The organism is Bacillus sp. RB3 (assembly GCF_030164735.1).
GTDB lineage: Bacteria > Bacillota > Bacilli > Bacillales > Bacillaceae_G > Bacillus_A > Bacillus_A cereus.
In genome coordinates this window covers 14350-39470 of record NZ_JASNGE010000029.1, presented here as the reverse complement: position 1 = coordinate 39470, position 25121 = coordinate 14350, and the positions used below count along the sequence as shown (strand labels likewise).

The following is a 25121-nucleotide window of genomic DNA, read 5'->3' as shown; positions in this document are numbered from 1 at the left end:
TACACGACCTCTATCCATTGAAGATTCACGTCACACTTTACATACTTCATAGAAAAGATACAATAACATTACTATTTTTCAGTCTGTAGCTTGGTATACAATAAGAATATCCAAATACTAGGAGTGATCAGGATGACAAGTACTTTACTACTATTAGCTCTTACTTTGTGTGGAATAAGTGGACTATTCTCCCTAATTAGGAAGCTAACTACGCCAAAACAAGATGAGGCTAAACGTTTAATTATTATCGAATCATTGTCTATATTAGGAGTTGCATGGATAGGTATTGGACTATTCTTGTAACATACTTACACATTACTTTCGTTACGATTGAATAAAACTTATTATTCCGTCAATAATAGGGATAGGCATTAGCCAAAACTCATTTAAAGTCCTTAGTCTTTCTCCTTTCCCCTTGGAGATTCCTTGATCTGGAGCAGTTAGCTTTACTAACAGCTCCTTTTTTTGTATCTGTAAAAGCATGATATCATAGTATTACACAGAAAACATAATTACATCACTATAGTCGCTCTAGCCTGTTCGAGTACACCACAATATAAAAAACGCTTCCTATTTTTAATAGGAAACGTTACTTTTTCAGTTGTTACCCTTTTGATGTAGCATAATCCTCCACACTCCATATGCCACGTTTTTCTTTTTGTGTTTAATTTTGCGTCTTCTCCAAATAATCTACATACTTCGTATTGGGCTGATAAATATAAGCAACACGCGCTAATCCCCTTTCCACAGCACTTGATTTAAGAGTTGTCCATCGACCCACACGTAGGCTACTAATCTTTTAAACTTATCACGTTCCCCTACATCCATTTCTAACTCTACTTCTTTTCCCACTGGCGCATACTTTGCGGTAAATGCCGCTCCTTCTAATCCGAATGGTTGGAGCCCTAGTCTTGGATGATGTACTTCAGTCGTATCTTAATACATAGAAATCTCACATCCTCTACCTTACCGTTTGCTAACTTCACTCGAAACGTATCACCATCGATATGATCCAGTATCGTAGCTTTGATAATTCTATTAGCATTTTGTTTCTTACTCTCCCCAGGTACTGGGTTTATTGCTTGCTCGACCAATTCTGGATACTGCAGTTTACCCGTAAACTCTTCTTTTTTACAGGTACGAACGCTGCTGCCTCATAACTATTCTCTTCTTTCTAATTTTGCTTTGTTTCTCTTTGTTTCGCTTCCTTTCTGCTGGTCTTTCTCCGCTACATTTCTTGTAACGGGAATTTCAGTGTCATCTTTGCTATACTACACCCTGTTACCAATCCTAAAATCATGCACAATGTAGAAATGAACCATAAAAATCTCTTCATCGTATGCCTCCTTCTCCTCTTGTTTTCTTCCCTGACATCATAACGAGATTGGAATCATTGTTGGAAAAACGATGGATTTCTATGATGTAGCAAAGGTTTATGTATACATCCATTGCTGAACTATTCTACTCTTTCATACGGACTTTTTATGATATGTATGCAGGATTCACCCATACATATACCGAAACCCCAATAGGGAATCATTCCATTAATCACCATACCCATTTCATACCATTACATTTTGGAGGTTAAACAGGATGAAAAAAAAGAAGTTACAAAAATCAGCACTTTCTTTTACCCTACTCTTTTCTTTAGGTATTTCTTCTTTTCCGCTTACAACAACCATTCATGCGGATACACAAGGGGCACAAACTGCAGAAAAGAAACAACTCTCTTTAACGGAGCGTACGTCATTATTTTTTGACTATCTCCAGCAAGATAAATATGCAGAAGCACTTCAGTTAACGTCTGCTGCTTTTCAATCCAAGTTTACGGCAAACATATTACAAAACTGGTGGACACAAAGTGGCGGGAGCAGGATTACAAGCATGGGAACACCTGTTATTAAAGAACGAAACTTAGTCCATCAAACGGTTGAAATTCCAGGAGCTATCGAAGGAACTACTATTCCACTACTCCTTAAATTCACGCCTGGCGGCAAAGTTGATGAAGTTGGCGTAAGGACGATGCCACAGAAATCTTATACCATCCCGCATCCTAGTTATGACCAACCTGATTCCTACCAAGAACGTGAAATCGTAATTGGAAATACTACATACCCGTTACCAGCCACATTAACGGTTCCAAAACATAAACCTGGCGAAAAAGTACCTGTTGTGGTTCTTGTTCACGGTTCTGGTCCACAAGATCGTGACAGTACATTTATGGGAGCTAAAATCTTTAGAGACCTTGCAGCTGGTCTTTCATCAAGAGGTATCGCAGTGCTACGTTACGAGAAACGTTCCTTAGAACACGGTTTTAAAATGAGTGCAGAACCTGCTACATTAGACCGCGATACTACAGATGATGCCATATATGCAGCAAAATCAGCAGCGCAGCAGGAAGGCATTGATCCAGATAACATTTTCATTCTCGGACATAGCCAAGGAGCAGGCACCATGCCGCGCATACTAAGCAAAGCACCTTCATCACTTGTAAGAGGAAGTATTTTAATGGCACCTCCTGCACGTCCTTTTACTGACATGCTCCTTGATCAGTATCAGTACCTCGGGGCACCTAAGGATTTTATTGATGAACTAAAAAAACAATTCGCTTATATTAAGGATCCTACTTTTGATCCAAATCACCCACCAGCTGGCTATAATTATCCTTCTCCACATTTCATGTATGATGTGACTCGTTGGCGTCCAGTTGAGGAAGTGAAATCACGAAAAGAGCCATTACTGATTCTGCAAGGCGCACGTGATTATCAAGTAACTGTAAAAGACGATTTTACGAGGTGGCAAGAAGGGCTTTCAAGCCGCAGTAATGTTCAGTTCAAAGAATATCCGAAATTGAATCACATCTTCACGGAGGGCGACGGGGAATTCAGTCACCCTAATGAATACGAAGTCCCTTCCAATGTTCCTGCGTATGTCATCCAGGACATCGTTACATGGGTCAATGAGACAAAGAAATAAGAAAACAACAAAAGCCATCATGCAATCATCATTTAGTGATGGCTTTTGTGATATTAAAACATGTCATATCAGAAATTAATCGCTTCTATGAATTGATATTTTTACAGCGCTTATTTGCTTCATATCTTGCTATTCCTGGTCCGTCAGTGCAAGAATACAAAATTTATTTCGATATGTAAGAATGCATATTATTTCTCTTGGATGTTATGATATACTCTCTTTGTGAGCTGATACGATATTTCTTTAGATTGGAAAACTAAAACCTCATTAACCCAAGTTGGGGGCGCCATTTGGCGTCTTTTTTTAGTTTTGCTCCATAGGCATTTAGCTTAGATATTGAAGTAACCCCAAAACAAAAAATAAGCTGCCCATTCGGAAAACTTATGTACATCATTTTCGAATGCGGGAGTTCCATCTTTCAAAACTAACCTATTAAATAGGGTTAGTTGTATAAACTATATTAGCATCGGAATATTCTCGACTTGGGGTTACCGTAAATGTTTTCTCCTAATCATCCATATCGATAAATGACTTACTTCTGATCAATTTGCCTTTGTTGTTCTTCGTTTAAAAGGAGCTAGTTTTACATACGATAAAGCACTAAAAAAACTGTGCACAAAAACCTGCATGGTAACAAGTTTTTGGCACAGTTCTATTATTTAATCCCTTTCATAAGTACCTGAATCTTTGGAGCCATGAAATATAAAATAACACTTAAAACAATGGATACTCCGCCAATTACACCGAAATAAATAATCTCTGTTTCAGGATTATATAATCGCACAAGCTGCGCATTGATAGCTTGTGCAGATGCACTCGTTAAAAACCATAGACTCATTGTTTGAGCAGAGAACGCTGCTGGAGCTAGTTTTGTAGTAATAGATAAACCTACAGGTGATAAACAAAGTTCCCCGATTACGACTAGAAGGAAACTAATGACTAACCAAATTGGGCTAACAAGGGATTCGGTACCATGGATATATGCAGGAATAATCATCACTAAGAATGATAAACCAGCAAATAATAAACCGATAGCAAATTTATTTGCTGTACTTGGTTGGCGTGAATTCAGCTTTACCCAAAGCCAAGCAAATACTGGTGCTAGTAAAACAATATAAATAGGGTTTAATGATTGGAACCATGAAGATTGAACCTCCAATCCTGCAAAGTTTAACTGCGTACGTTGATCAGCATAACTAGCTAAGATGATGGCTCCCTGCTCTTGAATCGCCCAGAACATTGTAGCAGCGATAAATAGTGGTATGTAAGCAATTAAGCGAGATTTTTCAACTTTTGTCGTCTTTGGACTACGGTACATAAAGACAAAGTAGCCTGTTGGAATTAGAATACCTAAGATACTTACAAGTAAAGTAAATCGATCAATCGTTAAAATACCTGTTGGAATTGTTAACACACAAACTAGTGCAATTGCGATAATACCAATGCTAAACTGTATAAGGACCTTTTTTCTTTCCTTGTCTGTTAAAGGATTTGGTACTTGCGTTCCTGCTAATCCTAGATTTTTCTTTTTCGTAAGGACATACATAATTAATCCAAATAGCATACCAATTGCTGCCACACCAAAACCTAAGTGGAAGTTATACTTTTGACCGAGTGTTCCAATCACAAACGGAGATAATAGTGCTCCTAAATTAATACCCATATAGAAAATACTGAAACCTGAATCACGACGAGTATCTGTTTCACTATATAAATCACCAACAATACTAGATACATTCGGTTTTAATAACCCTGTTCCAAGTACTAAAAATACCATTGAGATAAATAATGTACTAACCGTTCCTGGTAGAGCTAAGATGAGATGACCAATCATTATTAAAACACCACCCCAAAATATTGTTCTACTTGAACCTAATAGGCGGTCAGCAATCCACCCACCAATAATGCCAGACATGTAAACTAACGAACCATAGATAGCCATAATGGATGCAGCTGTGGCGTGATCCATCCCTAAGCCACCTTTAGAAATGGAATAGTACATATAGTAAAGTAATATTGCTCTCATTCCATAGTAAGAAAATCGCTCCCAAAATTCTGTAAAGAATAGGGTAAATAGCCCTTTTGGATGTCCAAAGAAACCATTTTGTGGAACGGTGCGAATGATATCGCTTTTGTTAAGCTTCTCCATACAAATACACTCCTAATATACAAATATAATAATTCATTTTTAAGTATATACCAAAAAATAGAAAATTTGAATATTTTTTTATTTGTGTAATAATTAGATTTTTAAGAAAAAACTAATTTATGTGTTGTTTTCGATGATAATTTTATGTAAATTATATAATATATATATAATAATTCCGATAGTGATATTGTACAAATATAAATACAAATATAGGAGGATTTATATATTGGCAATGAAAGCAGTTACGATAGAAGAAATTTATCAAGAAATATTGGATGGCAAAAGGAAACGATTCCCTCCAAATACTTGGAAAGAAGATTTGGATAATAAACTCGCCCGCAGAGTAATCGCATATTTATTACACAGTATCTTAAAATGGGATAAGGAAGACATCAGAAAAAAATGGAACACTCAATTACTTGTAAAGTATAAATTACGAGGATTACTCAAACATAGATACGAAAATAGCCCTTTTAAAGCAATAAATGATTTATACCCAAGTGAGTTTAAAGAATGGGAGTTTGGTATGACTCCTTTAAATTTTTGGACGAAAGAAAAGGCATTAACGATTTTGAGATGGATGATTGAAGAAAAAAAAGGTTTATCGAACGAAAAGCTCTTACGCGTATACGGCAAAAAATGGTTGGAGAAAAACAAACTTAGTGCCCCTCTGGCTATGTACTGGAATAGTAGTCCGTTTGCAATGATTAACGATTTGTACCCTAGTCGTTTTAAAGAATGGGAATTTCTCATGACGCCCAATAACTTCTGGACAAAAGAAAAAGCAATAGAAGCATTAAAATGGACCATTGAAGAAAAAGAAAAATTAACACCCGAACAAATACTGGATGTATACAGTATAAAGTGGCTAAAGACTCACAGATTAGCGTCTCCATGTCAATTAATGTGGGGAAATAGTCCATTTAAAATGATAAACGACTTATATCCAGGTCGCTTTAAAGAATGGGAATTTAAAGTTACACCAGTTGGCTATTGGTCCAAATGTAAAGCACTAGAAGCATTAAGATGGACCATTGAAGAGAAAGAAAAACTGGATGAAAAACAGCTATTAAACGTATTTAATCAACGATGGCTCATAAAACAAAAATTACGGACACCCTTACAACGCTATTGGAAAGGAAGCCCCTACGGGATGCTTATTGCTTTATATCCAAATCGTTTTTCTAAAGGTATGTTAAAAGGGTATTGTAATAATTAAAGTGGAAATGTAAGTATGCAGAGACGCCCTTTGGTGTCTCTTTTTGAAATCCTATGTAAGTACATTCTTATGTGCCTATCGCTTTATTTATCGAAGAAAGTGAACATGTTATATTATTTCCCAATCCCTCTCGTCAAAGCCATACCAAGAAACCCAGCGCCCATCCCTATCATCCACCCAGTTTTGGCGCCCCCAAACATAGATCCCACTCCCGCACCAAGAAATGTACAGCCCACGAATACTATCCCCCGATGCCCCAGTTCGGTCGTTCCATACTTCATCCCCACCCTTTCTTTACAACATATACTATATGCAAGCTAAAATTTCTAGCTTATGAACTGTTCATTTTCTTGACTATAACTATATGTTTCATATCCATTACTTACAGGTCCAAATGTCATTTTTACATCAATTCGTTACTTAACTTCATTGGTTACTTTTTTTCATCTTATAGAAGATTATTTCTCAACACATAACACATGGAATTACATTACCAGTAATGGTAATATAAAGGCACCTTCAATTGTTAACTGTTGTTCCCTTTTTGAAAGTCCTGTCAAAAGACAGGACTTTTTAAATTTACTTCCTACTAATTTGGCTTTTTCGTTAATATCCTTTCACCTTGTATTTATTTGTTTTGTTATCTTTCCTTAACAACAAATAAGACGTCGCCAAAATCAAGGCAGCGCCTACTATAATTCCTATACATTTAATCAAAATCATTTATCCTCACATTATTTATTTCTTTGCTTCCATACCCCATTCTCTTTACGAAAAGTATTCTTTCCATTCATGAAGTCAGCTGTATTACCAGAAATGCTATATTTCTTATTCTTTTTCTTAGACTTCTTCTTCAGCCTTTTCTCTTCTTGGATAGCTTGCAAATCCGCCTTCCATTGTTTCAACAAATCCTTTTCACGTCGCATCGAATTTGTACCCCTTGGTTTAAAATGTGAACCAGATAATTAGATTCTACCTATTCATATAGATATCCTCTAATCCAATGTACCAAGTTATGTTTTTCTTTTTAAATAGACCAACAATATATTAAAATATTCTATATATCCAAGGAGGTTTGTCATGCTCAACTTTCATAAAGAATTACCCCTATTAGGATTCTTTTTGTTTTTATACAGTTTTATTGGTATCATCTTTTTATTACTATTCCTGAGCGTGTAGTAACAATGCAATGCGTATACATATATGTTTAATGTGTAAATTCTATAAAAGAAGTAAAAAGCACCTCTGCTGGATGATTAATATATACTATATATTAATTAGGAGAAAACATTTGGTATAATATAAGTGCTTTATTATATGTGTTTTCTTCAAACCGTCTTAGGAGGAAAGCAGTTTTTTATTTTTTCAATAGTACTTACTAACTATTTCTGTTAATATTTAGTTACCGATATGTGTATCAACCGGCCTGTGCTTCTGTACGGGCTTTTTTGATGCTTTCATGCTTCGTAATACCCAGGAACCTGTCTTAGTATTCGGGATTCCCGAATACTAAGACAAACAAAAGCCTGTCCTATTAACTCTATAAAGACACCATTGCAAATATAATCCCTTATAGCTTCTATAGATTCTCAACTTTTTCATAATATTTATGAGAGTTTTTTTATGTTCATATTTCTGTAACATCTTTATATAACGTTTTAATATATTACGTGTTAAACTTAAAACATTCCAAGAAGTCCTTTACTTTTAGAATCGACAATTCTTCAATACCCTTAGTCTTGCCCTGCATCCCCTGCAGGGCTTTTATCATTTAGCTAGAATTGATAAAGCTTTTTGTAGATTTCTTCAACCTTATCTGTACTGTTATTTATATCTCTAGCTCTTAAATTCTTTGTGAGCCACAAGATTTTCTTCCGTTCATATTCATCTCTCTGCTATTTATCCGTTATTTTCCATCCTTAATAATCCGTTTATTGATGCGTTCCATAACTTTATCCTTAGTTAGATTTTCAATAACAACCTCTATTTTCCTAAAATTCAATCAAATCTTTATAAATTTCTAATGAGTATTAATTGATAGGAATACCACAGCATAAAATGGAATTTATTCTCAAAAGTTATTAATTATTCTATCTGTCAAACTATTAGTTTATCTCTTCTTCATATTTTAATTGTCTTTTGACCACGATCAAACGAATAAAATACACAAGTAGGTAAGGAGCATTAGTATGATTATACAAGAAAAATTATCTTTTTCAGATCTAGATTCATTAGATTCAACTACAGACTCCATAATGGATGCGTTTAAAGATCTTTATGGAATACTTCCTGACGAAATTGCATTAAATAATGAGACGTTTCCAATTCATAATAAGCCTGCTATTACTGAACGTTATGGCCATGCTTGTTATAAAATGCTGGGCCCTTTTATATTTCGAGATCTTGAAGAACCTTCAATAAATGAAATAACCCTAAAGGAACAATTTGTATATAATCCTAATAATGAAGAAAAAGAGATTGTAGTGACAATAAAAGAACAATGGGTCAATATACAATCTTGGAGTTCGAAATCTATTACAGGTTTAACTTTAAAATCAGATCTTATTATTGCAGGTAAATTTCAATCGGGTAATGAATTTAATATTTCAACTTTTGTAGGAGAAAGTAATTCAAAATCAATTCATACCTCTCCTTCAATTGAACATTCTATTAAAGTACCTCCAAATAGTAAAATGAAAATTGCAATGATAGGAACATTAATTACTGAGGTTCTACATTTCCAATCAATTATAACAGTACAAGGCATGTTTGGTGCATGTTTTCCACGTATGGTTCGTGGACATTATGTTGGGTTTAAAAGCGCCGGTCACATCCTAAATAAAACGTTTGGAATAATTGAAGGATCCATTAACAATACAGCAATTCAGGATATTGAAATAAATATTAAAGGGATAGAACCTTATTCCTATAAACAAAAAGTGATCAAGTAGTAAAGTTGCAAGCAAAAAAATATACTGTTTTTTGATTCTATATCATATATAGATCATTAGAATAAGGAAAAGGAAAAATCTATGGCTAACAGTACTTCAAAATCATTGAATGGGGGAAATCAATTGTCAAACAAAAATGAGTTAAGTTTTTTCATTATTAGATTAGTATTAGGGTTAACTTTTTTTGCTCATGGACTCACAAAATTTCAAGATGGCATTCATAATACGGAAAATTTCTTCAACAGCCTAGGAATATTCGATTGGCTTGCATATCCAGTAGCAATTCTTGAACTAGTGGGTGGAATTTTAGTTATTCTGGGGCTTGGTACACGAATTATTTCAACCTTATTTTCTTTACTTATAGCCGGAGCTATTATTACTGTGAAATTTGATCAAGGATTTATAGGAGGGTATGAATTTGATTTATTATTATTGGCTGTTTCTTTATTTTTTGTAGTAAATAACAGCCAATCTATATCATTAGATAAACTCCTATCGAATCGTAATAATAAACAACAACGAACTCTATAAACATAAAGTTTCTCCTTAACACGTAAATTTTTATTTTGCGAAGAAGCTTATTTATATGAATTACTCAATTTAGATCCGAAAAAATAAAAAGAATCCCTTATATTTTGAAAAAGTTTTTTCAAAATATAAGGGATTTATAATTTACTTTTAAATTATTGTATAAAAGGACTTCAACTTTTGGTTACATAAATACCTTCTTATCTTTTTTAAAACGCTCTGTATGCATTTTCTCAGTTGTTAATACCACTTTCTGTGGAATCTTATATAATGGTAGTTTATCTTTACAGAACTCTCTTAATCGCTTTCTAAATTCACTTACACTTTCATTTGTACTTAATTTAACCACAGCCTTAACCATTTGCCCTGTGATTGCATTTTTTTCACCAACAACAGCAACCTCCTCTACTCCATCCATTACCTGTATTACATTTTCAACTTCAGCTGGAAATACTTTTTCTCCGCCAATATTTATAATCTCTGATTTTCTTCCTAAAATTTTAATATAATCTTCATCTACTTCCACCATATCTCCTGTCATAAGCCAGCCATCTTGAGTAAATGGACTTGGAGCATTAATATAGCCAATCATTGTAGACATTGATTTGATCTGCAACATTCCATCCACTACTCTTGACTCAATATTCTTATCGCTTAGTTTGATCCACAAAGAATCATTCGATTTAGATTGTGAATATAAAACTCCATATTCTGACAACCCATACATTTGTGTAATTTTAACATGAGGGAATATTTCGTTTATTTTACTTAGTGTAGCCTCAGGCATAACTTCTGATCCATAAGAAATGGTCTGCAAACTATTTAAATTATACTTTTTATAAACCTCACTCAGTATAAGTAGATTTATAAAAGTTGGTGATGCGGGTAGAGCTTGTACTTGATGTTTCTCAATCATGTTACATACTCGATTAGGGGTACGATCATCAATAATTACCAGACACCCTGAGCTGGAAATTATTTGGAATAGAGTATTAACTCCTCCAATGTGATCAAATAACATAAATGGTATAACACGTTTTGCACTCCTTGCGACACTGTACTTCTTTTGAAGTAATGTAAAATCATGTACAATTGCTTTACTACGTCCAGTTGTACCAGATGAAAACAATACTAATCCTGGATGTTTTAACTTTTTCAGTTGTAATAATAATTCATTTTGAATGTAATCCCTTTGTATATTGATTATTTCAAAGCTTGCCCTTTCAACTTTAATTACATTTTCTAATTCAACTATTTCATAGTATTCTTTCTTCTTACTGTCAACCAATGAATTTAATATCGGTACTACGGTACATCCTAATTCAATAAGTGCTAAAAACATTGCTATAGAGTATGGAGAATAATCCGCTTCCAAAGAGACTATTGTATAATCCATCTTTCTATGTTCATTTAACTCCCTTGTATAAATCTTTATTTGATTTAGAAACCACTCATATGTGTAAGTTTTATCCTCCCAAACAATAGCTTCGCATTCTTTATTCATTTCAAATCTTTCAAATAAAAAATCAATATGCATACCTAACCTCCTTTTAAATTTTCTCCTTTAATATTTTGTCATGTCAGTGATTTTAATTGTTCCTGGCATTCTAAAATATACGCAACTAATGTTTCTATTGTTTTGAATGGGCTATTATGTTGCGACATTGTATCTAAATTAACCAAATCAACTGATAAGCCCAATTCGTCTTCCAAGCCTTGTTCAATACTTACCAGTAAAGATACCAATCCTAACGAATCTAAATACCCCTCCCAATCATAAAGATGTGCTTTCACTCCTTTTTCAAGATCAATTTCATTTTCAAGATTTTCATTCACTTCTTCAACACAGCACAATACGATTTGAATAATTTTTTCTTTATTTGTATCTTCCAAGTAAATACACTCCTTTTTATGAATCATCTTTTTACTATGAAGAGTTCCTTTCAACAACTGTAGTACTGTATAACATGAACATTGAATACACTTATTCAACTACTGATAAGGTTCGTAAGTGTACGTAGTGGCCTTACTCTACTTCTCTCAATTATCTTTTCCCTATCAAGACTGAAGGCTATAATTATGTTGCAGAAGAAATAAAATATTCTCATGTAAGACACACTCTCTATTAATAATATCCATCATTATCAAATTAAAAGATTTGAGATCAGTTAAGTTACTATCTTTTTTTAATAATTTAATATGTGCAATCTTATACAGTCTTTCCCATGATTGTTTTATATCCATTAACTCACTAGTAAGATGAATAAATTTATCTTCAAATAACTCATTCATGTCTACAAGTAAGTCATATAAAAAATATCTACTCCATCTCATATCAAATAAACATTTCAAATACAAAGGAAACATATTTCTTTGTTTATGAAAATCTTCATTTATATTTTCTTTAAGTTCTAGGGCTGCAATCTTACCAAAATAATATATCTTATTGTTTTTTTGCATAACTAAACCTCGAACATACTCACTTGATATTTTTTTTAGTGTTCTTAAAAAAATATCTCTAAGATTTTCCATGCTTATTTTTTCTTGTATAATTACATCAATTGATGAGTAAGGTGAAATCCTTTCTATACCTTTTGCTTGAGCCAATTCAGGTATAGCTTTTCCTCCTTTCCAAAAAGAATGGAACTCCTCCATTGATATCTCACCCATAAATTTATTAGGAACTGGATCTTGAACAAATACTTTATCTTCTGTAAGTTTGTTAATTGCGAGGTAATGGTCTGTAACATATTTATCCGTATGGACATCTATATGACTTTTTATAAATTTGGGGTTCAAATAATCATTACTATATGGTAGAAAAAAGGTGCTTCCTAAGGCAATAAATACTTCTTGACGATTCAAACATTCTTTTATATATTGAAGCCCCTTTTCGAAATTAGAATATACATGTTTCTCCATACGAAATGTTTGATTATATTCTAACAACTGTGTATATCTTGCTACAGAAGGTATCGATGTGATAGTATCCATACGATATGATGGTATACTATATAACTCTTCATTCGCTATTAAACTCATGTAACTAACGCTACCCATACTTTTTAATTTATCGTGAAGAATTGGTATATAGCATGAATAATAATAAGGGACATCAAAAGTTGGAATTAATTCTTTCATTTTCACTACAGCACTCACCCCATATTTATTTTTTTACAGCCCTATCCAGTTCTCAACAGTATAATTCAACTGTAAGTCCTTAGTAGCTTTAAATTTTCTATTTGGAATAGGTTGTCCTAATTTATCCACTTCAAAGAGCCTAAAGCCTCTTGAAAACTTAAACCTGCATGCAAGGTCCCTTGGCACTTTAAAATTCCCTGCAAAACGATTTTTTTCTATTCTATCTAGTATCATGCCTACACTCATATAAATTCGTTCACCAACTGGTGTATTTTCAGGTACTTCGACTGTTACAGAAACATCTACAAATTCTGATAATGTTTCTATTACCTTATATTTTTTAGGTATTCCTTTTACACCTTGTGTCACAAAGGTAACTTCGGCTTCTCCTATTTTCTTAGGTATAATTGTTCCATCCCCCATAACCTCTAACACATCTGGGTTATCAACTAAAAATACACCATCTAAAACACTCATTTCAAAACCACTATCGTACGTAACAATTGGATTAATTTTCACTTTCATTCCAGTTAATCCAACTACATCTCGACCATCTAATGTAACATTAACTATATTACCAACATCTCCAAAGAAATATATTAATGGTAGATGCATACGTTCTCCCCAGTCTTTCTCAAAATGTGCACCATTTGGATCCTGATAAAAAATTAAATCATCTCTATATTTGTAACCATTTTTCAATAAAGTTTCTGCAATATCCCTCACATGTTTTACCAAGAAAAAACCTTCCGCACTACCTATATCCATCCATATTTTCAAGTCTTTTTTTCCTTCATACATTTCATATAATTTTAATTCCGAATGATCATCTTCAACTTTCACAAAGAATGGAGATAACATCCCAATTTTCCCAAACACTTCAGGATTGCGGAAACCAATATTATAAGTTGATAAACCACCTGCTGATGACCCTATTAGAGCTGTATTTTCAGCATTAGTCAATGTTCTAAAATTTTCATCAATGTAAGGTTTCACCTCATTGATTATAAATTTTTCATATAATAAACCTGAGCACTCTATATTATTATCTGGTGAAATGAAATGACAAAACTCATTATTTTCTATGATTCTTTTATGTGCTATACCTACTATTATTATCTCTTGAATTTTACCTTCATAAATTAGCGTATCAGTCGTTTTGTGGACATTCCATGATTCATCATTTTTTACTACTGGTTCAAACAAGCGCTGCCCAGCATGCATATATAATACAGGATACTTTTGGTACGAATTGCTTGCATAACCAGGTGGTAAATATATAAATAGTTTCCTACTATTCTCAAGTATTTCAGAATGAAAATTTTCAATCGTAATCACTTTAGAAGCTCGTTCCATAGTAACCTCCAATTTTCTATTTTTCACTTTCATTAATACAGTTCTTTTCTAGTTTTTTCTTTAAAATCGTACCCTTTATTAACTTTTAAGAGAATTTTTCAGTATAAGCTTTTGTTTTAGCTACTAGAATGAAATCCCCCGATTTTAATTACAATTGTAAAAAAGTAGCCCCATATAGTTAAGACTCCACCAAGATAGTTTTTTCTGCAGTTTGCCACTTTACAACAACTTCTCCAGTTCCAAAACTCGGGGTCCGATACTTATGATTCTCTCCGCCTTCAATCAATAGTGTGTTATTGATCTTTCTAATAAATTTAAATTCAAGCAAGGTATCAGCCGGAACACTTATATCAAAATAACCCGTAGGAAATTGATACATTATTTGATTAAAAAATGGCCCTACTGCCTTGCAAGGATTCATATTTCCTAATGAATATGTGTTCCCCATTATAAAAACTTCACTCTCTGGTATTTCATATCCATTTTCAATAACAAATCGAATACAAACTTGCTTTGTATTGAAGACCTCTACATGTTTATAGATATTACTCCTAGTTCCTGTATCTGTTACAACAGTAATTTCATATTTACCATCGTTCACTGCTGGAACTTTTACTTTTATACTAGTATGTGACCATGAAACAACTTCCGCCTCTTTTTCCTCAAATAATACTGATCCTTTTTTAGAAGTAAAGCCACATCCTTCAATACAAATTATTTGACCAACTGTTGTCATCTTATGTCCCACAGTTCCTATTAAAGGTATACTATTTACTCCTTTATGGTGCCAAACATGTACTGACCCAGGTCCAAGCCATAATGAATCTATATTATTATTTTCAACTCTAATTGCTTCACCATCTAAAAGGCCATCCAATATGTCCTTATACTTTCTAGAAGGAAGAATTGTTTTAACACCTTTTATTTCATATCCTTCTGTTAAATTTCGATTCAACGCTATTAATACCACATCACTTCCAAAGTACCTTTCATATACATAAATATCATCCGTTATATATCTTTCTTTGGTATTTCCATATGGAAGTGCATAATTTAAACTACGAAGCGAAGATAAAGATTGTATTATCTTAAAGTTATCTGTATTCACATCAAAAGATTCCATTTGACCACGATTGTTCGGATCTCCATTTCCAACCATATACTGCTCTGTACCATAGTATACAGAAGGTATTCCCCTTGAAGTTAACAAGAATGCTAATGATTGTTCTATTCTACGTTTACTTTGTCCATTAATGTGAAAACGGTCCATATCATGATTATCAATAAAAGTAACAAGATTATTTACATCATTATAAATTTGATATGTTTCTTCAATCATTTTGTGTAACCCATGCATGGAATCCATTCCATCTCGAAAAACTTCACGTACTTTATGAGCAAAACTAAAGTCTAATAAACTCATACCACTATTATTTGCAAAATGAACATTTCTATGGTCATACTCATTCGGATTGATATACCATTCACCAAAAATAAATACTGGTCTATAATTATAGATTGAATTTAGCCAACTTTTTTGCCAGCCATATGACATGTGTTTTACTGCGTCAACTCGTATACCATCTATTCCTTGGTCTAGCCATAGTTTAATAGCTTCTTTAAAATACAAATCAATAGCTATATTTTGGTGATTTAGATCTGCAAGATCAAATAAATTACGATAAACTCCGTCTTCATATTCTTCAAAATCCGTCCCACCATTATGATGAAAATAATGATTGTAATCATTATCGTATCCACCAAGTAATAATCCATTATCATATAATCTACCATTTTCAGCATAGGTCTCATCATCATGTAATGCAGGCGAAGTGTGATTAGGTGCAAAATCCATAATAATTTTTATATCTTTTGCATGAGCGGTTGTTATTAAGGTTTGAAAGTCTTCAAATGTCCCAAAAAAAGGGTTTGTTCTTTTAAAATCACGAGCCCAATAGCCATGATATGAAGTACTTCCTACCAAATCATTTATTGGAGTAAAGATATTTTCTACTGGTTGAGATATCCATAATGACGTCACACCTAGTTCAGTAAAATAATTTGTATTTAATTTTTCAATAATCCCTATCCAATCTCCACCAAAGTATTTCTTTTTATTTTTCCTAGATTCATCATATAATCCCCCTTTGGGATTATATGATGGGCACCCATTATGGAATCTGTCCGTTACAATTTGATATATTATATCTTTAGAAAAATTAACGTTGTTCCTATTCACCCTAAGCTTATCTTTTTCTTTCAAATGACAACCTCCATCCCATAGAAGCATTTACCAGCTATTTTCAAACATTTAGTACTCTACCCTTAAGTACTATTTGAAAAATAGTTAAAATATATTTCGCCCCCTAACTAGTAACTCATGTTTCGACTCAGTTTTTCATACAAAATAATGTCTACAAGTGGGTTCTATATTTGTCCTATAAACTGTACCATTTGATTTATGTCGAAGTAAGGGAAAAAATGTCATTATATAGGGAGGATAAATATAGAAAATTCTTACATGGAATTATGCTTACAAAATATAGCCCCAATAAAATACATAGACAAAACATTTTTTATTTGGTAATATTCACCTGAAAATATTTGGTAAAACTTTATGTGGAGAGCAGTATTAAAAATAAATACTAGATTATTAATAAAAATACTATTTATACTACTAATACCAATCTTATATTCCAAAATAAACTATAAAATATAAATATAGCTTCCGCTCTTACAAATATTAAAAACCTAGGGAGAAGCTGTAAAGAAATTTCAAAATAATCTGGAGAAATATTTTATTTTTAAAAATCTTATATAAAAATTAAAACATTATTGTACAGTTAAAATGTTCCTTCCTAAATGCTAATTAAAATTTTCTTTATAAATTAAAGATTTACTTTTACAAATTTGATAATGCCATTAGTAGATATTTTCTAGTAATTTAATTTCATAACAATTTAAATTCACTTACATTCTAAGATTTCTATGGTTAATTTATATTGTTTTTTATTTTTCAAACATTTATGTACTTAAATCGATTTCATACCTACCGTTTTTACCTCAAAATAACAATATCATATATTAATATAGTTCTTTTACAATTAGATTCCATTTCATTAATCATCTAACTAACTCGATTACTAAAGTTCATCACCATTAGTTTGCAAACAAATTTTTATAAATGAGATACTTAAATTTGTGAGGTGACAATACTATGCAACAACAGGTCGAATTAGATTCCGCTCTTGCTGTTTCTTCGAAAAAGACATTATGGAAAAATCGTACATTTACTTTTGTATTTACAGGTTATACCTTATCAATGTTCGGAAATTCATTTCACAGTATTGCTTTAAACCTTTGGGTACTACAAGCAACAGGAAGTGCCAAATTAATGTCTACAATTGCCATAACTCATATGGTCATGAGCATGTTGTTTTCTTCCATTGCAGGTACTGTTGCAGATAGGGTAGATCGCAGAAAACTGATGTGGATAACAGATATAATAAGAAGTCTTTTAATACTAAGCATCGCATTTTGTATTGCGATACCCGGTACCCCCTTTATTCTTATTATTATCTTAACGGCTCTTACTTCTTGTGCGGGATTATTTCAGTCTCCTGCATTCCATGCTTCCTTAGTTGATATTGTAGGAAAAGACAAGGTTCAACAAGCTACTGGAGTATTAAATGTAGCAGATAATGTATCTCGTATTTCAGGGCTAGCAATAGGAGGAGTTGTAGTTGCAGCATTTGGTGGTAGCATTGCTATCTCAGTTGACGCAGTTACTTTTATGTTATCCGCTATTTTAGTGTTGTTAAGTGGAAAGTTTCCTAATTCTACAAAAAAAACAGGAATCAAAAATTCATTTCAAGAGGACCTTGTTGCAGGATTCAAGTATATATGGCAGAACCCTTTTGCTAAATCTGTTATTATACTCTCGCCTACTTTAATCACATTTTTCACTGCTTCATTAATGCTTATTCAAGTAATGTCTGTAAAAGTGTGGAAGGCAAATCCGATTGAATTTGGGATAATTGAATCTAGCATTCCAATAGGTTATATGTTAGGCGCAGGCATTATTATCTTTTTTGATAATAAGTTACATCGACGGGGTTGGTGGATAATCCTTAGTATGGTTTTACTAGCTCCAATCTTTGTAGGGCTATCTTTTGCTCCATCTGTTCTTTATGCAGTACCATTAATTCTCCTCTTGGGAATACTTTTTTCATTTTGTACATTGTTAGTCAATGTGATTATTAAAGTTGAGGTAGATCCTGAGTTACAGGGAAGGACTTTTGGAACACTAGGTTCTCTTACGAGTATTGCATCACCAGTCGCTTTAGCAATTTCCTCATTTTTCGCTGACATTTATGGTCCACCATTAATCTTATTAATAAATGGGGTCTTATTATTTATTTCAGGACTAATTGTACTGTTCTTTCTTAAATCAATTAGATCATATAAATGATTCTTTTTCGTTATAAAAAAATTTAAGTATCCAAACTTGAAAAAAGCCGAAATTGTTAAGAATATCAACTCCTTCGGCTTTTTTCCTATATCACTTAAGGAGCGATTTTTATGCCAAAGAAAATACTTATACTCGGAACCTTTCTGATAGCGGCTAGCCTTTTAGGTTGCACAGATATAGAAAACAAAGATACTCTCAACAAAATAGAAGCACCCGGAAAAGAACCAGTGGATGTAAAAGAAAAAGTTGCACTTAAACATATGACAGCAGAAGAATATTTAAAAAACTATAATAAAATTAAAAGTACTGTATCTACACAAGGCATTGAAATTCTTCCATTTAATCTTGAACTAGAAAAAAAATCTAATACATATAGGTTTTATTACCCTAAAGAAGTAGATAAATCACATCAAGATATGAAATGGGTAAGTGTTATGTTAGGAGAAAGCGAAAAAGTAATTGATGGAATTATGTATACTGGCTACGCAGATATACCTACGATTAAGGCAATGATTCAAGCTACTAACATTACATGGACTAATGAATTAGATCAGTTAATTGGTTCAATAGGAAATGAAGATTTTTCAAAAACATTGGAAATTGAAAAAGTGAAACTATCTGTTAACGGTAATTCGAAAAATATTAAAGTTATGATAGATTCAATGAAATTAGATCCACCTCAATCCCTTTAAAACAAATATAGTCCCAAATTCCTATTTAATTTCTTTAATTTTACACCATATAGAAATTTATTTAGCTTTTAATAATTAAGACTAGCTATGAGACTATATAAAAAATCGTCAGCGCTTTTAAAAAGCAACTGACGATTTTTTATTCTCTAACATTTTCATTTAAATTGGCATCAACAATAATTCCATTGACATCTATAATAATTATGTATGTTATATATTTCTTAATCTCTTGTTTTAATTAAATAACAGATTCGCTATGCGAACCGAACAAACAATCTCTTATTTCTCCATGATTCTACAAATGCGCTTTAAATTTTATACAACTTGAAACTGACCCACCAATGTCATCTTTATTTGATGAGGCCTTTTCTATTTTTAAATCGTAGTGCTTTTAATATAGTTTCTTTCATGATTTCGTTTCGATTTCTCTTTTGTTTCCGTTGTTCTTGAAATGAAATTGGAAATTAATTATAGTATCCCAAATGGTATACACAAGCTATTTCACACAAATGATTGACCATATTCTTTAAATTGTATTTAATCATTAATTTTTGAATTACCAATAATATTTTTCTGGGTTATTACATTAAAGTTAATATTGTGATATATTTATATTCGGAATAATTATATCTTACATTTAAAGGGAGAATTTTAATGGATAACCTACTATTGAAAAAGGACTTAACAACGGATCAAATGGTTCTTGTTACTTCAGAGTTTGAGAAAAAGAAAAAATCAAAAGGACTTGCTTACCTAATTTGGTTTTTTCTAGGCGGACTTGGTGGTCACCGCTACTACGCACGTGACTTTGGTATGGCAATTGCCATGACACTGACTCTTGGAGGGCTTGGTTTCTGGGCTTTAATCGATGTTTTCTTTATTGGAAGCCGAATTGGTAAGAAAAATGAAATGTTAGAACGTGAAATTATTATGAAAGTTAAAAAGATGACTGCTTCAAAACGTTTATCTTCATAAAAAGCCTCCTTTGGGAGGTTTTTTATACAAACACTTCAATTTATGTTTTCACTAAATACTTTTTCCAATAACAAGTATCCTCCCCCCATAACATGTAGCCATCAATACATCATACACATTTCTAATTCTTGTTTCTCACTGCGTGTAATCATATACAACTTTACGTAACTCGTCCTTACTTCTCTTTTTATGTATTTTTATGTTTTAAGAAAATGACTCCACCAACTAGTAACAACAATGCTCCCACTGTAATAGACTTGAGACTATTATGGAATTGGTACTGCAGATATTTCGATGCAAAATTGCATTTTTAATTCAGATATATTGATGTATACTGAAAATGAACTACTCAACATTTTTATTTTAAGTTAGTATATCAAACCCTAACTACCTAAAAAACTCAAGTAAACGTATCTTATGTCATTTTAAAAAATACAAAAGTACCTTATATAATATAAGGTACTTTTGTATTTTATGTTTTAGAATTCCTCGATTTGAACTGTAAAGTTGAAATATAATACAGATTACGAACCGTTTTATACGTATCTCAGTTAAACTTCAGAATCACATATTGTTTTAACTACTGCTATTCTTCTCTAATTACATCTATAACGTTATCCTTTTTAATTTTCCGAAGCGGAATTAGTACCGATACATAACTAATCAAAAGTGCAGTTATAAATGTGATAAAGCTAGATTGATAAGGTATAATCCATTCAAACGACACCGTATTTGACAGTGCTACATAAAGAATATACGACAGCATACAGCCGAAAAAGATCCCTTGTATGCTTCCAAAGAAACCGTACAGAAGTCCTTCATATATAACCATCTTTTTCAAATCCTTCTGCGACATACCAATCGATTTTAAAGCAGCCAATTCTTTTCTTCTCATAATGATGCTGACTGTAATGGTATTTAAAATATTTACACAACCAATTAGTGTAATAACAGCTATAAATCCGTACCCTAATATTTTTATATAAAGTATATTGTCTGTATGGAAATTACTTTGAACAATATTATTTTGTACATCTATAGATGCATCTCCACCCAGTTTCTTTTGTATATCTAAAATTGTAGCATCAGCCCGAGATTGATTCTCTAAATCAATTTCAAAACCTGTTAATTTTTGTGGAGACGGTGTAATATATTCGGCTATTTGTTCACTAGTAATAAAAGTTATGGTATCCATCACTCTGCTCATATTAAAAATGTCCAATTCTACAATAGCAGCTATTTTTAAAGTTTCTAGTTTTTCTTCATTGTAGGAGATTTCCTCTGTAGATTTTCTTTCTTGCTGACTTGTTATTTGGATTTCATCCCCTACCTTAAAAGTACTTAGAGAACCTATATATTTTTTACTTGTATTCATATCATTTGATGCAGCTTGTTTTACTAAAACAACCTCTTTTTCACGATTTAATTTTGAAATATCAATTCTTCCACTAGTTACATTTCCAGCTAGTTTCTTTAAACTATTCTCATCGTATGCTTTTATTTGTGTTTTCATAATTTCTACAGTTTGATTATTATATTTTACTTTTTGATACAGCGATTCATTTCCTTGTAATTCTTTAATTTGTTTATTTTTTGGTACTTTCGTATAAAAATTATTTGCCTGATATTGCTTGTACAGCTTCTCTACGTTATTAACTTTATAAATATTTTGACTCATACGATCTATGCTAGGCTTGTCTAAATTTGAATTAACCGTAACTGATATATCCGATTTTAGAGCTTGAATTTCCGGTTGTTTACGCTGAATGGCAGTATCTATGAGAAACGTAAACGTGATATATAGTACACTACTTATAATAATAGACAAAATTGTAACTGTATATCTATTCGGATTCCTTTTGATATTTTTTAATGCCATACTTAACGGAAAAGATAGTGGTTTCTTTAATTTAGTTCTCTTTTTTTTCTTTATTTTTTCTTTTTTTATAGCTAATCGGCTACTTACGGCCAATAACGGTGAAATTCTACCTGCAAAAAAAGCAGGAAAATAGCTTGAAATATAAACAGTTATCAATGTAATTAAAGAACATACACATATAATTAACCAATCTAATTTAATTGTATATCCCATAGAGTTTTTAAGTATGTTTATCAGTACTTGATTAAGTAAAAAGACTACTAATATGCTGCACAAAATCCCAAAAAAGATAGCAATAATAGAAAGAAATGTTGCTTCTCTTATCACAATTTTCCTGATTTGTTTTTTTGTAGCTCCTATACTCCTCAATAGGCCAAACTGTTTCATTCGCTCTACTATACTAATTTGAAATGCATTATAAATAATAACAATTGTAGAAATCACAACAATCCCAATACTAATAGCGGCTGCCGCCATTATCTCCACACTAGGCTTTAAGGCTTTCTTTAATTGGTCATTCACTCTTATATTTTCTTTATTCGTCAATAATTTAAATTGATTTTCAACTTCATCAAAGTTTGCGTACTTATGCAATTCAATCAATACGCTACCTTCTCCAACTTTAAACTTATTTTTATATGTCAATAATTGACCGGGCTTATTTTCCTGATTACTACTAGACTTATTTAACAAACCAACAAGTTTATATTTTTTTTCATGAATAGTAAACATACCGCCTAATTTAAGATTAGGCCCGAAGTAAGGCAGCATCCATTTTTCTAAAACAGCCTCGTTTTCATTTGAAGGTAGCTTACCTTCTACAGGAATACTAGACTTTAACAGCTTCAATGCTTGATGATCTGCATACATATAAGAGACAGCTATCTCATCAAATTGGATTACCTCTCCTGGAGTTATGATGCCATAAGAAGATATATTAGGATTACTTTTTATCATATTGAAAAGCTTTTGATTATAATTTTCAACTGAAATATTTGCAGAACCCATAGAACCTTTTTTAGCATTTTCAATTCCCGAAGTGTATCCACTATTTAAAAAAAGTCCAATCGTTGTTATTAGCGCCAACGCTAGAATAATACCTGTTAATGTTAGCAAAGTACGTTTTATATTACTTCTGAGATATTTTTGACTTAACTGTTTGTAACTATGAATCAATACTCCTCCCCTCCACATTTTTCTTGATTTTGCACTAATTGTTTATCTGAAATAATCATGCCATCTGTAATGGTTATAATTCGATCAGAGTTTGATGCGATAGCAGGATCATGAGTAATTAAAATCACCGTCTGATTATATTTTTTAGCCGTTACTTTTAATAAATTCAGAACTTCTTTTGTATTTTTTGTATCTAGATTTCCGGTTGGTTCATCCGCTAAGATAATATCGGGTTTATTTATAAGAGATCTACCAATAGATACCCTTTGTTGTTGACCACCCGATAATTCAGAAGGCAAATGATCTCGTCTTTCATTTAACCCTAGTGTTCTTATAATTTCATCCAGGTAATGATCATCTACCTGTTCTTCGTCCAATAGAGCTGGCAAAGCAATATTTTCTTGTACATTCAAGACAGGAATTAAATTAAAAAACTGAAATATAAAGCCAACTTTTCTTCGGCGAAAAATAGAGAGTTCATTATCTTTATAATTGTAGATATTTTCATCACCTATAAACACATTTCCCGAACTCGGACGATCCAGCCCTCCTAAAATATGCAATAAGGTACTTTTACCAGAACCTGATGCTCCAACTATGGTTACGAATTCTCCCCTATGAATGGAGAGATTAATTCCTTTTAACGCCTGTACTTGCGTTTCTCCCTCTCCATATGTCTTTACTACATTTTCTAATCTAACAACCTCCATACAACTCATCCTTTTCACAGATTAATTTTGAATCTCTACAAAATAGATTTTATCCTTATCGTACTCACCATTCTCGTCTTTTACTGCATACACTTTCGAAACGTATTCGACCACCTTTTTTACCTTGTTTTTATTTTTATAATCAAAATTTTCTTTTGCAAACTGAATTAACGAAAGGCTTACTTCTTTTTCTTTTAATTGTTTATATGTTTCCTCATTAACAATTACTATCGGTGATGAAAAATAGCCAATCCAATTATTTTGTTCAATATGTTGAACAGGTATCATTTGTCCATTTAAATTTAAATTTCCATCCTTAACTTCCCCATCTTCCGCATTTTTTCTATAAAAGATGTTTTTTTCCCTCGCTAATTCTTTTATTTCTTTTACCGAGGCTGAAGTCATTGAACTATCTTCTTTAGATAAGGGTGTTCTTATAATTCCTTTTTTTAAGAATTTTTCAGCTGTAGATTTTGTAATAACCGCATATTGTTTCTTTGTAACAGATGGTTTATTAAGTTCCTTGTCTATCTCTTCTTCAGTCATATTTCCTCCTTTTTCTTTCCATTCTTTCTTAATTTCTTCTTTCTGTTCGGTAGTGAATTCTTGTTTGATTATTTCTGTGACCAATTTATAACTATAATCTGTTGTTCGTACGTTTTGATCTTTATACAGATTTTTGACAGCTGATATATTTTCTTTCGTTCCAGATACCATGATACCGTTTACTGGTTGTGAGGGACCATTTATATACCGATTTACAGCAAACCCTATACCTATAAAAATTGCTGTTACTACTAGAAAGCCTATTATTTTTTTCATTTTCTTCCTCCTCATATACTATGTTTAATCTGGGATTAGAACAGTAGGTTTTTTCTTTATATAAACAGTGGCTAAA

The 25121-nt window shown here is 32.3% G+C and carries 19 protein-coding genes and 2 pseudogenes; 8 read left to right on the top strand and 13 right to left on the bottom strand.

What is annotated here, in order from left to right:
* Positions 1–132: 132 nt before the first annotated feature.
* Positions 133–303 carry a hypothetical protein gene (locus QO049_RS24990; RefSeq protein ID WP_000204757.1) on the top strand — a complete coding sequence of 57 codons (171 nt, stop codon included), beginning with the start codon at positions 133–135 and terminating at the stop codon, positions 301–303.
* A gap of 429 nt (positions 304–732) precedes the next feature.
* Here the strand turns inward: QO049_RS24990 and QO049_RS24985 are convergent.
* Positions 733–876: pseudogene (locus QO049_RS24985) on the bottom strand (thermonuclease family protein); the annotation flags it as partial.
* A 717-nt stretch (positions 877–1593) separates the two neighbouring features.
* On the opposite strand from QO049_RS24985, the gene QO049_RS24980 reads away from it, so the two are divergent.
* Positions 1594–2976, top strand: a complete 1383-nt coding sequence (locus QO049_RS24980; RefSeq protein WP_284489572.1) for an alpha/beta hydrolase family protein — start codon at positions 1594–1596, stop codon at positions 2974–2976.
* Between the two features lie 655 nt (positions 2977–3631).
* Here the strand turns inward: QO049_RS24980 and QO049_RS24975 are convergent.
* Positions 3632–5125: a peptide MFS transporter gene (locus QO049_RS24975; RefSeq protein WP_097861872.1), complete on the bottom strand. Its 1494-nt coding sequence runs from the start codon at positions 5123–5125 to the stop codon at positions 3632–3634.
* A 226-nt stretch (positions 5126–5351) separates the two neighbouring features.
* Here QO049_RS24975 and QO049_RS24970 point away from each other — a divergent pair, with 226 nt between their 5' ends.
* A complete protein-coding gene (locus QO049_RS24970) occupies positions 5352–6344 on the top strand; it encodes a DUF4046 domain-containing protein (protein WP_284489571.1) in 993 nt (330 codons plus the stop codon).
* A gap of 113 nt (positions 6345–6457) precedes the next feature.
* Here the strand turns inward: QO049_RS24970 and QO049_RS24965 are convergent, their stop codons facing one another.
* Positions 6458–6580, bottom strand: coding sequence for a hypothetical protein (locus QO049_RS24965; RefSeq protein ID WP_255285204.1), 123 nt, complete (start codon positions 6578–6580; stop codon positions 6458–6460).
* A gap of 498 nt (positions 6581–7078) precedes the next feature.
* Positions 7079–7270, bottom strand: a complete 192-nt coding sequence (locus tag QO049_RS24960) for a hypothetical protein (RefSeq protein ID WP_246963609.1) — start codon at positions 7268–7270, stop codon at positions 7079–7081.
* Between the two features lie 1263 nt (positions 7271–8533).
* Here QO049_RS24960 and QO049_RS24955 point away from each other — a divergent pair.
* Together QO049_RS24955 and QO049_RS24950 are read left to right on the top strand one after the other, a co-directional pair.
* Positions 8534–9295 (top strand): hydralysin-2, encoded by a 762-nt coding sequence (locus QO049_RS24955; protein ID WP_097861875.1) that lies wholly within the window; start codon positions 8534–8536, stop codon positions 9293–9295.
* A gap of 123 nt (positions 9296–9418) precedes the next feature.
* Positions 9419–9826: a DoxX family protein gene (locus QO049_RS24950; protein ID WP_242315477.1), complete on the top strand. Its 408-nt coding sequence runs from the start codon at positions 9419–9421 to the stop codon at positions 9824–9826.
* A 181-nt stretch (positions 9827–10007) separates the two neighbouring features.
* On the opposite strand, the gene QO049_RS24945 is transcribed toward QO049_RS24950, so the two are convergent.
* The 5 genes from QO049_RS24945 to QO049_RS24925 form a co-directional block, all read right to left on the bottom strand.
* Positions 10008–11360, bottom strand: a complete 1353-nt coding sequence (locus tag QO049_RS24945; RefSeq protein ID WP_063549991.1) for an ANL family adenylate-forming protein — start codon at positions 11358–11360, stop codon at positions 10008–10010.
* A 38-nt stretch (positions 11361–11398) separates the two neighbouring features.
* Positions 11399–11716 (bottom strand): acyl carrier protein, encoded by a 318-nt coding sequence (locus tag QO049_RS24940; RefSeq protein WP_246963608.1) that lies wholly within the window; start codon positions 11714–11716, stop codon positions 11399–11401.
* 165 nt (positions 11717–11881) lie between these two features.
* Positions 11882–12970: a hypothetical protein gene (locus tag QO049_RS24935; RefSeq protein ID WP_340689350.1), complete on the bottom strand. Its 1089-nt coding sequence runs from the start codon at positions 12968–12970 to the stop codon at positions 11882–11884.
* 27 nt (positions 12971–12997) lie between these two features.
* A complete protein-coding gene (locus QO049_RS24930) occupies positions 12998–14320 on the bottom strand; it encodes an alpha/beta hydrolase (protein WP_246963607.1) in 1323 nt (440 codons plus the stop codon).
* Positions 14321–14498: 178 nt separating this feature from the next.
* Positions 14499–16583 (bottom strand): alpha-amylase family glycosyl hydrolase, encoded by a 2085-nt coding sequence (locus QO049_RS24925; protein ID WP_246963606.1) that lies wholly within the window; start codon positions 16581–16583, stop codon positions 14499–14501.
* A 954-nt stretch (positions 16584–17537) separates the two neighbouring features.
* Here QO049_RS24925 and QO049_RS24920 point away from each other — a divergent pair.
* Both QO049_RS24920 and QO049_RS24915 read left to right on the top strand, forming a co-directional pair.
* The gene (locus QO049_RS24920) at positions 17538–18791 is read left to right on the top strand and encodes an MFS transporter (protein ID WP_001187351.1); all 1254 of its coding nucleotides are present in this window, start codon (positions 17538–17540) and stop codon (positions 18789–18791) included.
* Positions 18792–18901: 110 nt separating this feature from the next.
* The gene (locus tag QO049_RS24915; RefSeq protein ID WP_284489570.1) at positions 18902–19483 is read left to right on the top strand and encodes a hypothetical protein; all 582 of its coding nucleotides are present in this window, start codon (positions 18902–18904) and stop codon (positions 19481–19483) included.
* 282 nt (positions 19484–19765) lie between these two features.
* Here QO049_RS24915 and QO049_RS24910 read toward each other — a convergent pair.
* Positions 19766–20025 (bottom strand): annotated as a pseudogene (locus QO049_RS24910) (IS3 family transposase); the annotation flags it as partial.
* Between the two features lie 112 nt (positions 20026–20137).
* On the opposite strand from QO049_RS24910, the gene QO049_RS24905 reads away from it, so the two are divergent.
* Entirely contained in the window at positions 20138–20458 is a 321-nt protein-coding gene (locus QO049_RS24905; protein WP_000369371.1) for a TM2 domain-containing protein, read from the top strand.
* 586 nt (positions 20459–21044) lie between these two features.
* Here the strand turns inward: QO049_RS24905 and QO049_RS24900 are convergent.
* Genes QO049_RS24900 through QO049_RS24890 form a run of 3 tightly spaced genes read right to left on the bottom strand, consistent with a single transcriptional unit; the run spans position 21045 to position 25045 of the window.
* Positions 21045–23513, bottom strand: coding sequence for an ABC transporter permease (locus QO049_RS24900; RefSeq protein WP_284489569.1), 2469 nt, complete (start codon positions 23511–23513; stop codon positions 21045–21047).
* Positions 23510–24223, bottom strand: coding sequence for an ABC transporter ATP-binding protein (locus tag QO049_RS24895; RefSeq protein WP_000454407.1), 714 nt, complete (start codon positions 24221–24223; stop codon positions 23510–23512). The genes QO049_RS24900 and QO049_RS24895 overlap by 4 nt, the downstream gene beginning before the upstream one ends.
* A gap of 21 nt (positions 24224–24244) precedes the next feature.
* Complete coding sequence (locus QO049_RS24890; protein ID WP_098221080.1) at positions 24245–25045, bottom strand: lipoprotein BA_5634 family protein; 801 nt, start codon at positions 25043–25045, stop codon at positions 24245–24247.
* Between the last annotated feature and the right edge of the window lie 76 nt (positions 25046–25121).

Bases quoted from the DNA above. Each gene is read 5' to 3' on its own strand.
- QO049_RS24990 (WP_000204757.1), top strand. From the start codon at position 133: ATGACAAGTACTTTACTACTATTAGCTCTTACTTTGTGTGGAATAAGT.
- QO049_RS24980 (WP_284489572.1), top strand. From the start codon at position 1,594: ATGAAAAAAAAGAAGTTACAAAAATCAGCACTTTCTTTTACCCTACTC.
- QO049_RS24975 (WP_097861872.1), bottom strand. From the start codon at position 5,125: ATGGAGAAGCTTAACAAAAGCGATATCATTCGCACCGTTCCACAAAAT.
- QO049_RS24960 (WP_246963609.1), bottom strand. From the start codon at position 7,270: ATGCGACGTGAAAAGGATTTGTTGAAACAATGGAAGGCGGATTTGCAA.
- QO049_RS24955 (WP_097861875.1), top strand. From the start codon at position 8,534: ATGATTATACAAGAAAAATTATCTTTTTCAGATCTAGATTCATTAGAT.
- QO049_RS24945 (WP_063549991.1), bottom strand. From the start codon at position 11,360: ATGCATATTGATTTTTTATTTGAAAGATTTGAAATGAATAAAGAATGC.
- QO049_RS24930 (WP_246963607.1), bottom strand. From the start codon at position 14,320: ATGGAACGAGCTTCTAAAGTGATTACGATTGAAAATTTTCATTCTGAA.
- QO049_RS24920 (WP_001187351.1), top strand. From the start codon at position 17,538: ATGCAACAACAGGTCGAATTAGATTCCGCTCTTGCTGTTTCTTCGAAA.
- QO049_RS24915 (WP_284489570.1), top strand. From the start codon at position 18,902: ATGCCAAAGAAAATACTTATACTCGGAACCTTTCTGATAGCGGCTAGC.
- QO049_RS24905 (WP_000369371.1), top strand. From the start codon at position 20,138: ATGGATAACCTACTATTGAAAAAGGACTTAACAACGGATCAAATGGTT.
- QO049_RS24895 (WP_000454407.1), bottom strand. From the start codon at position 24,223: ATGGAGGTTGTTAGATTAGAAAATGTAGTAAAGACATATGGAGAGGGA.
- QO049_RS24890 (WP_098221080.1), bottom strand. From the start codon at position 25,045: ATGAAAAAAATAATAGGCTTTCTAGTAGTAACAGCAATTTTTATAGGT.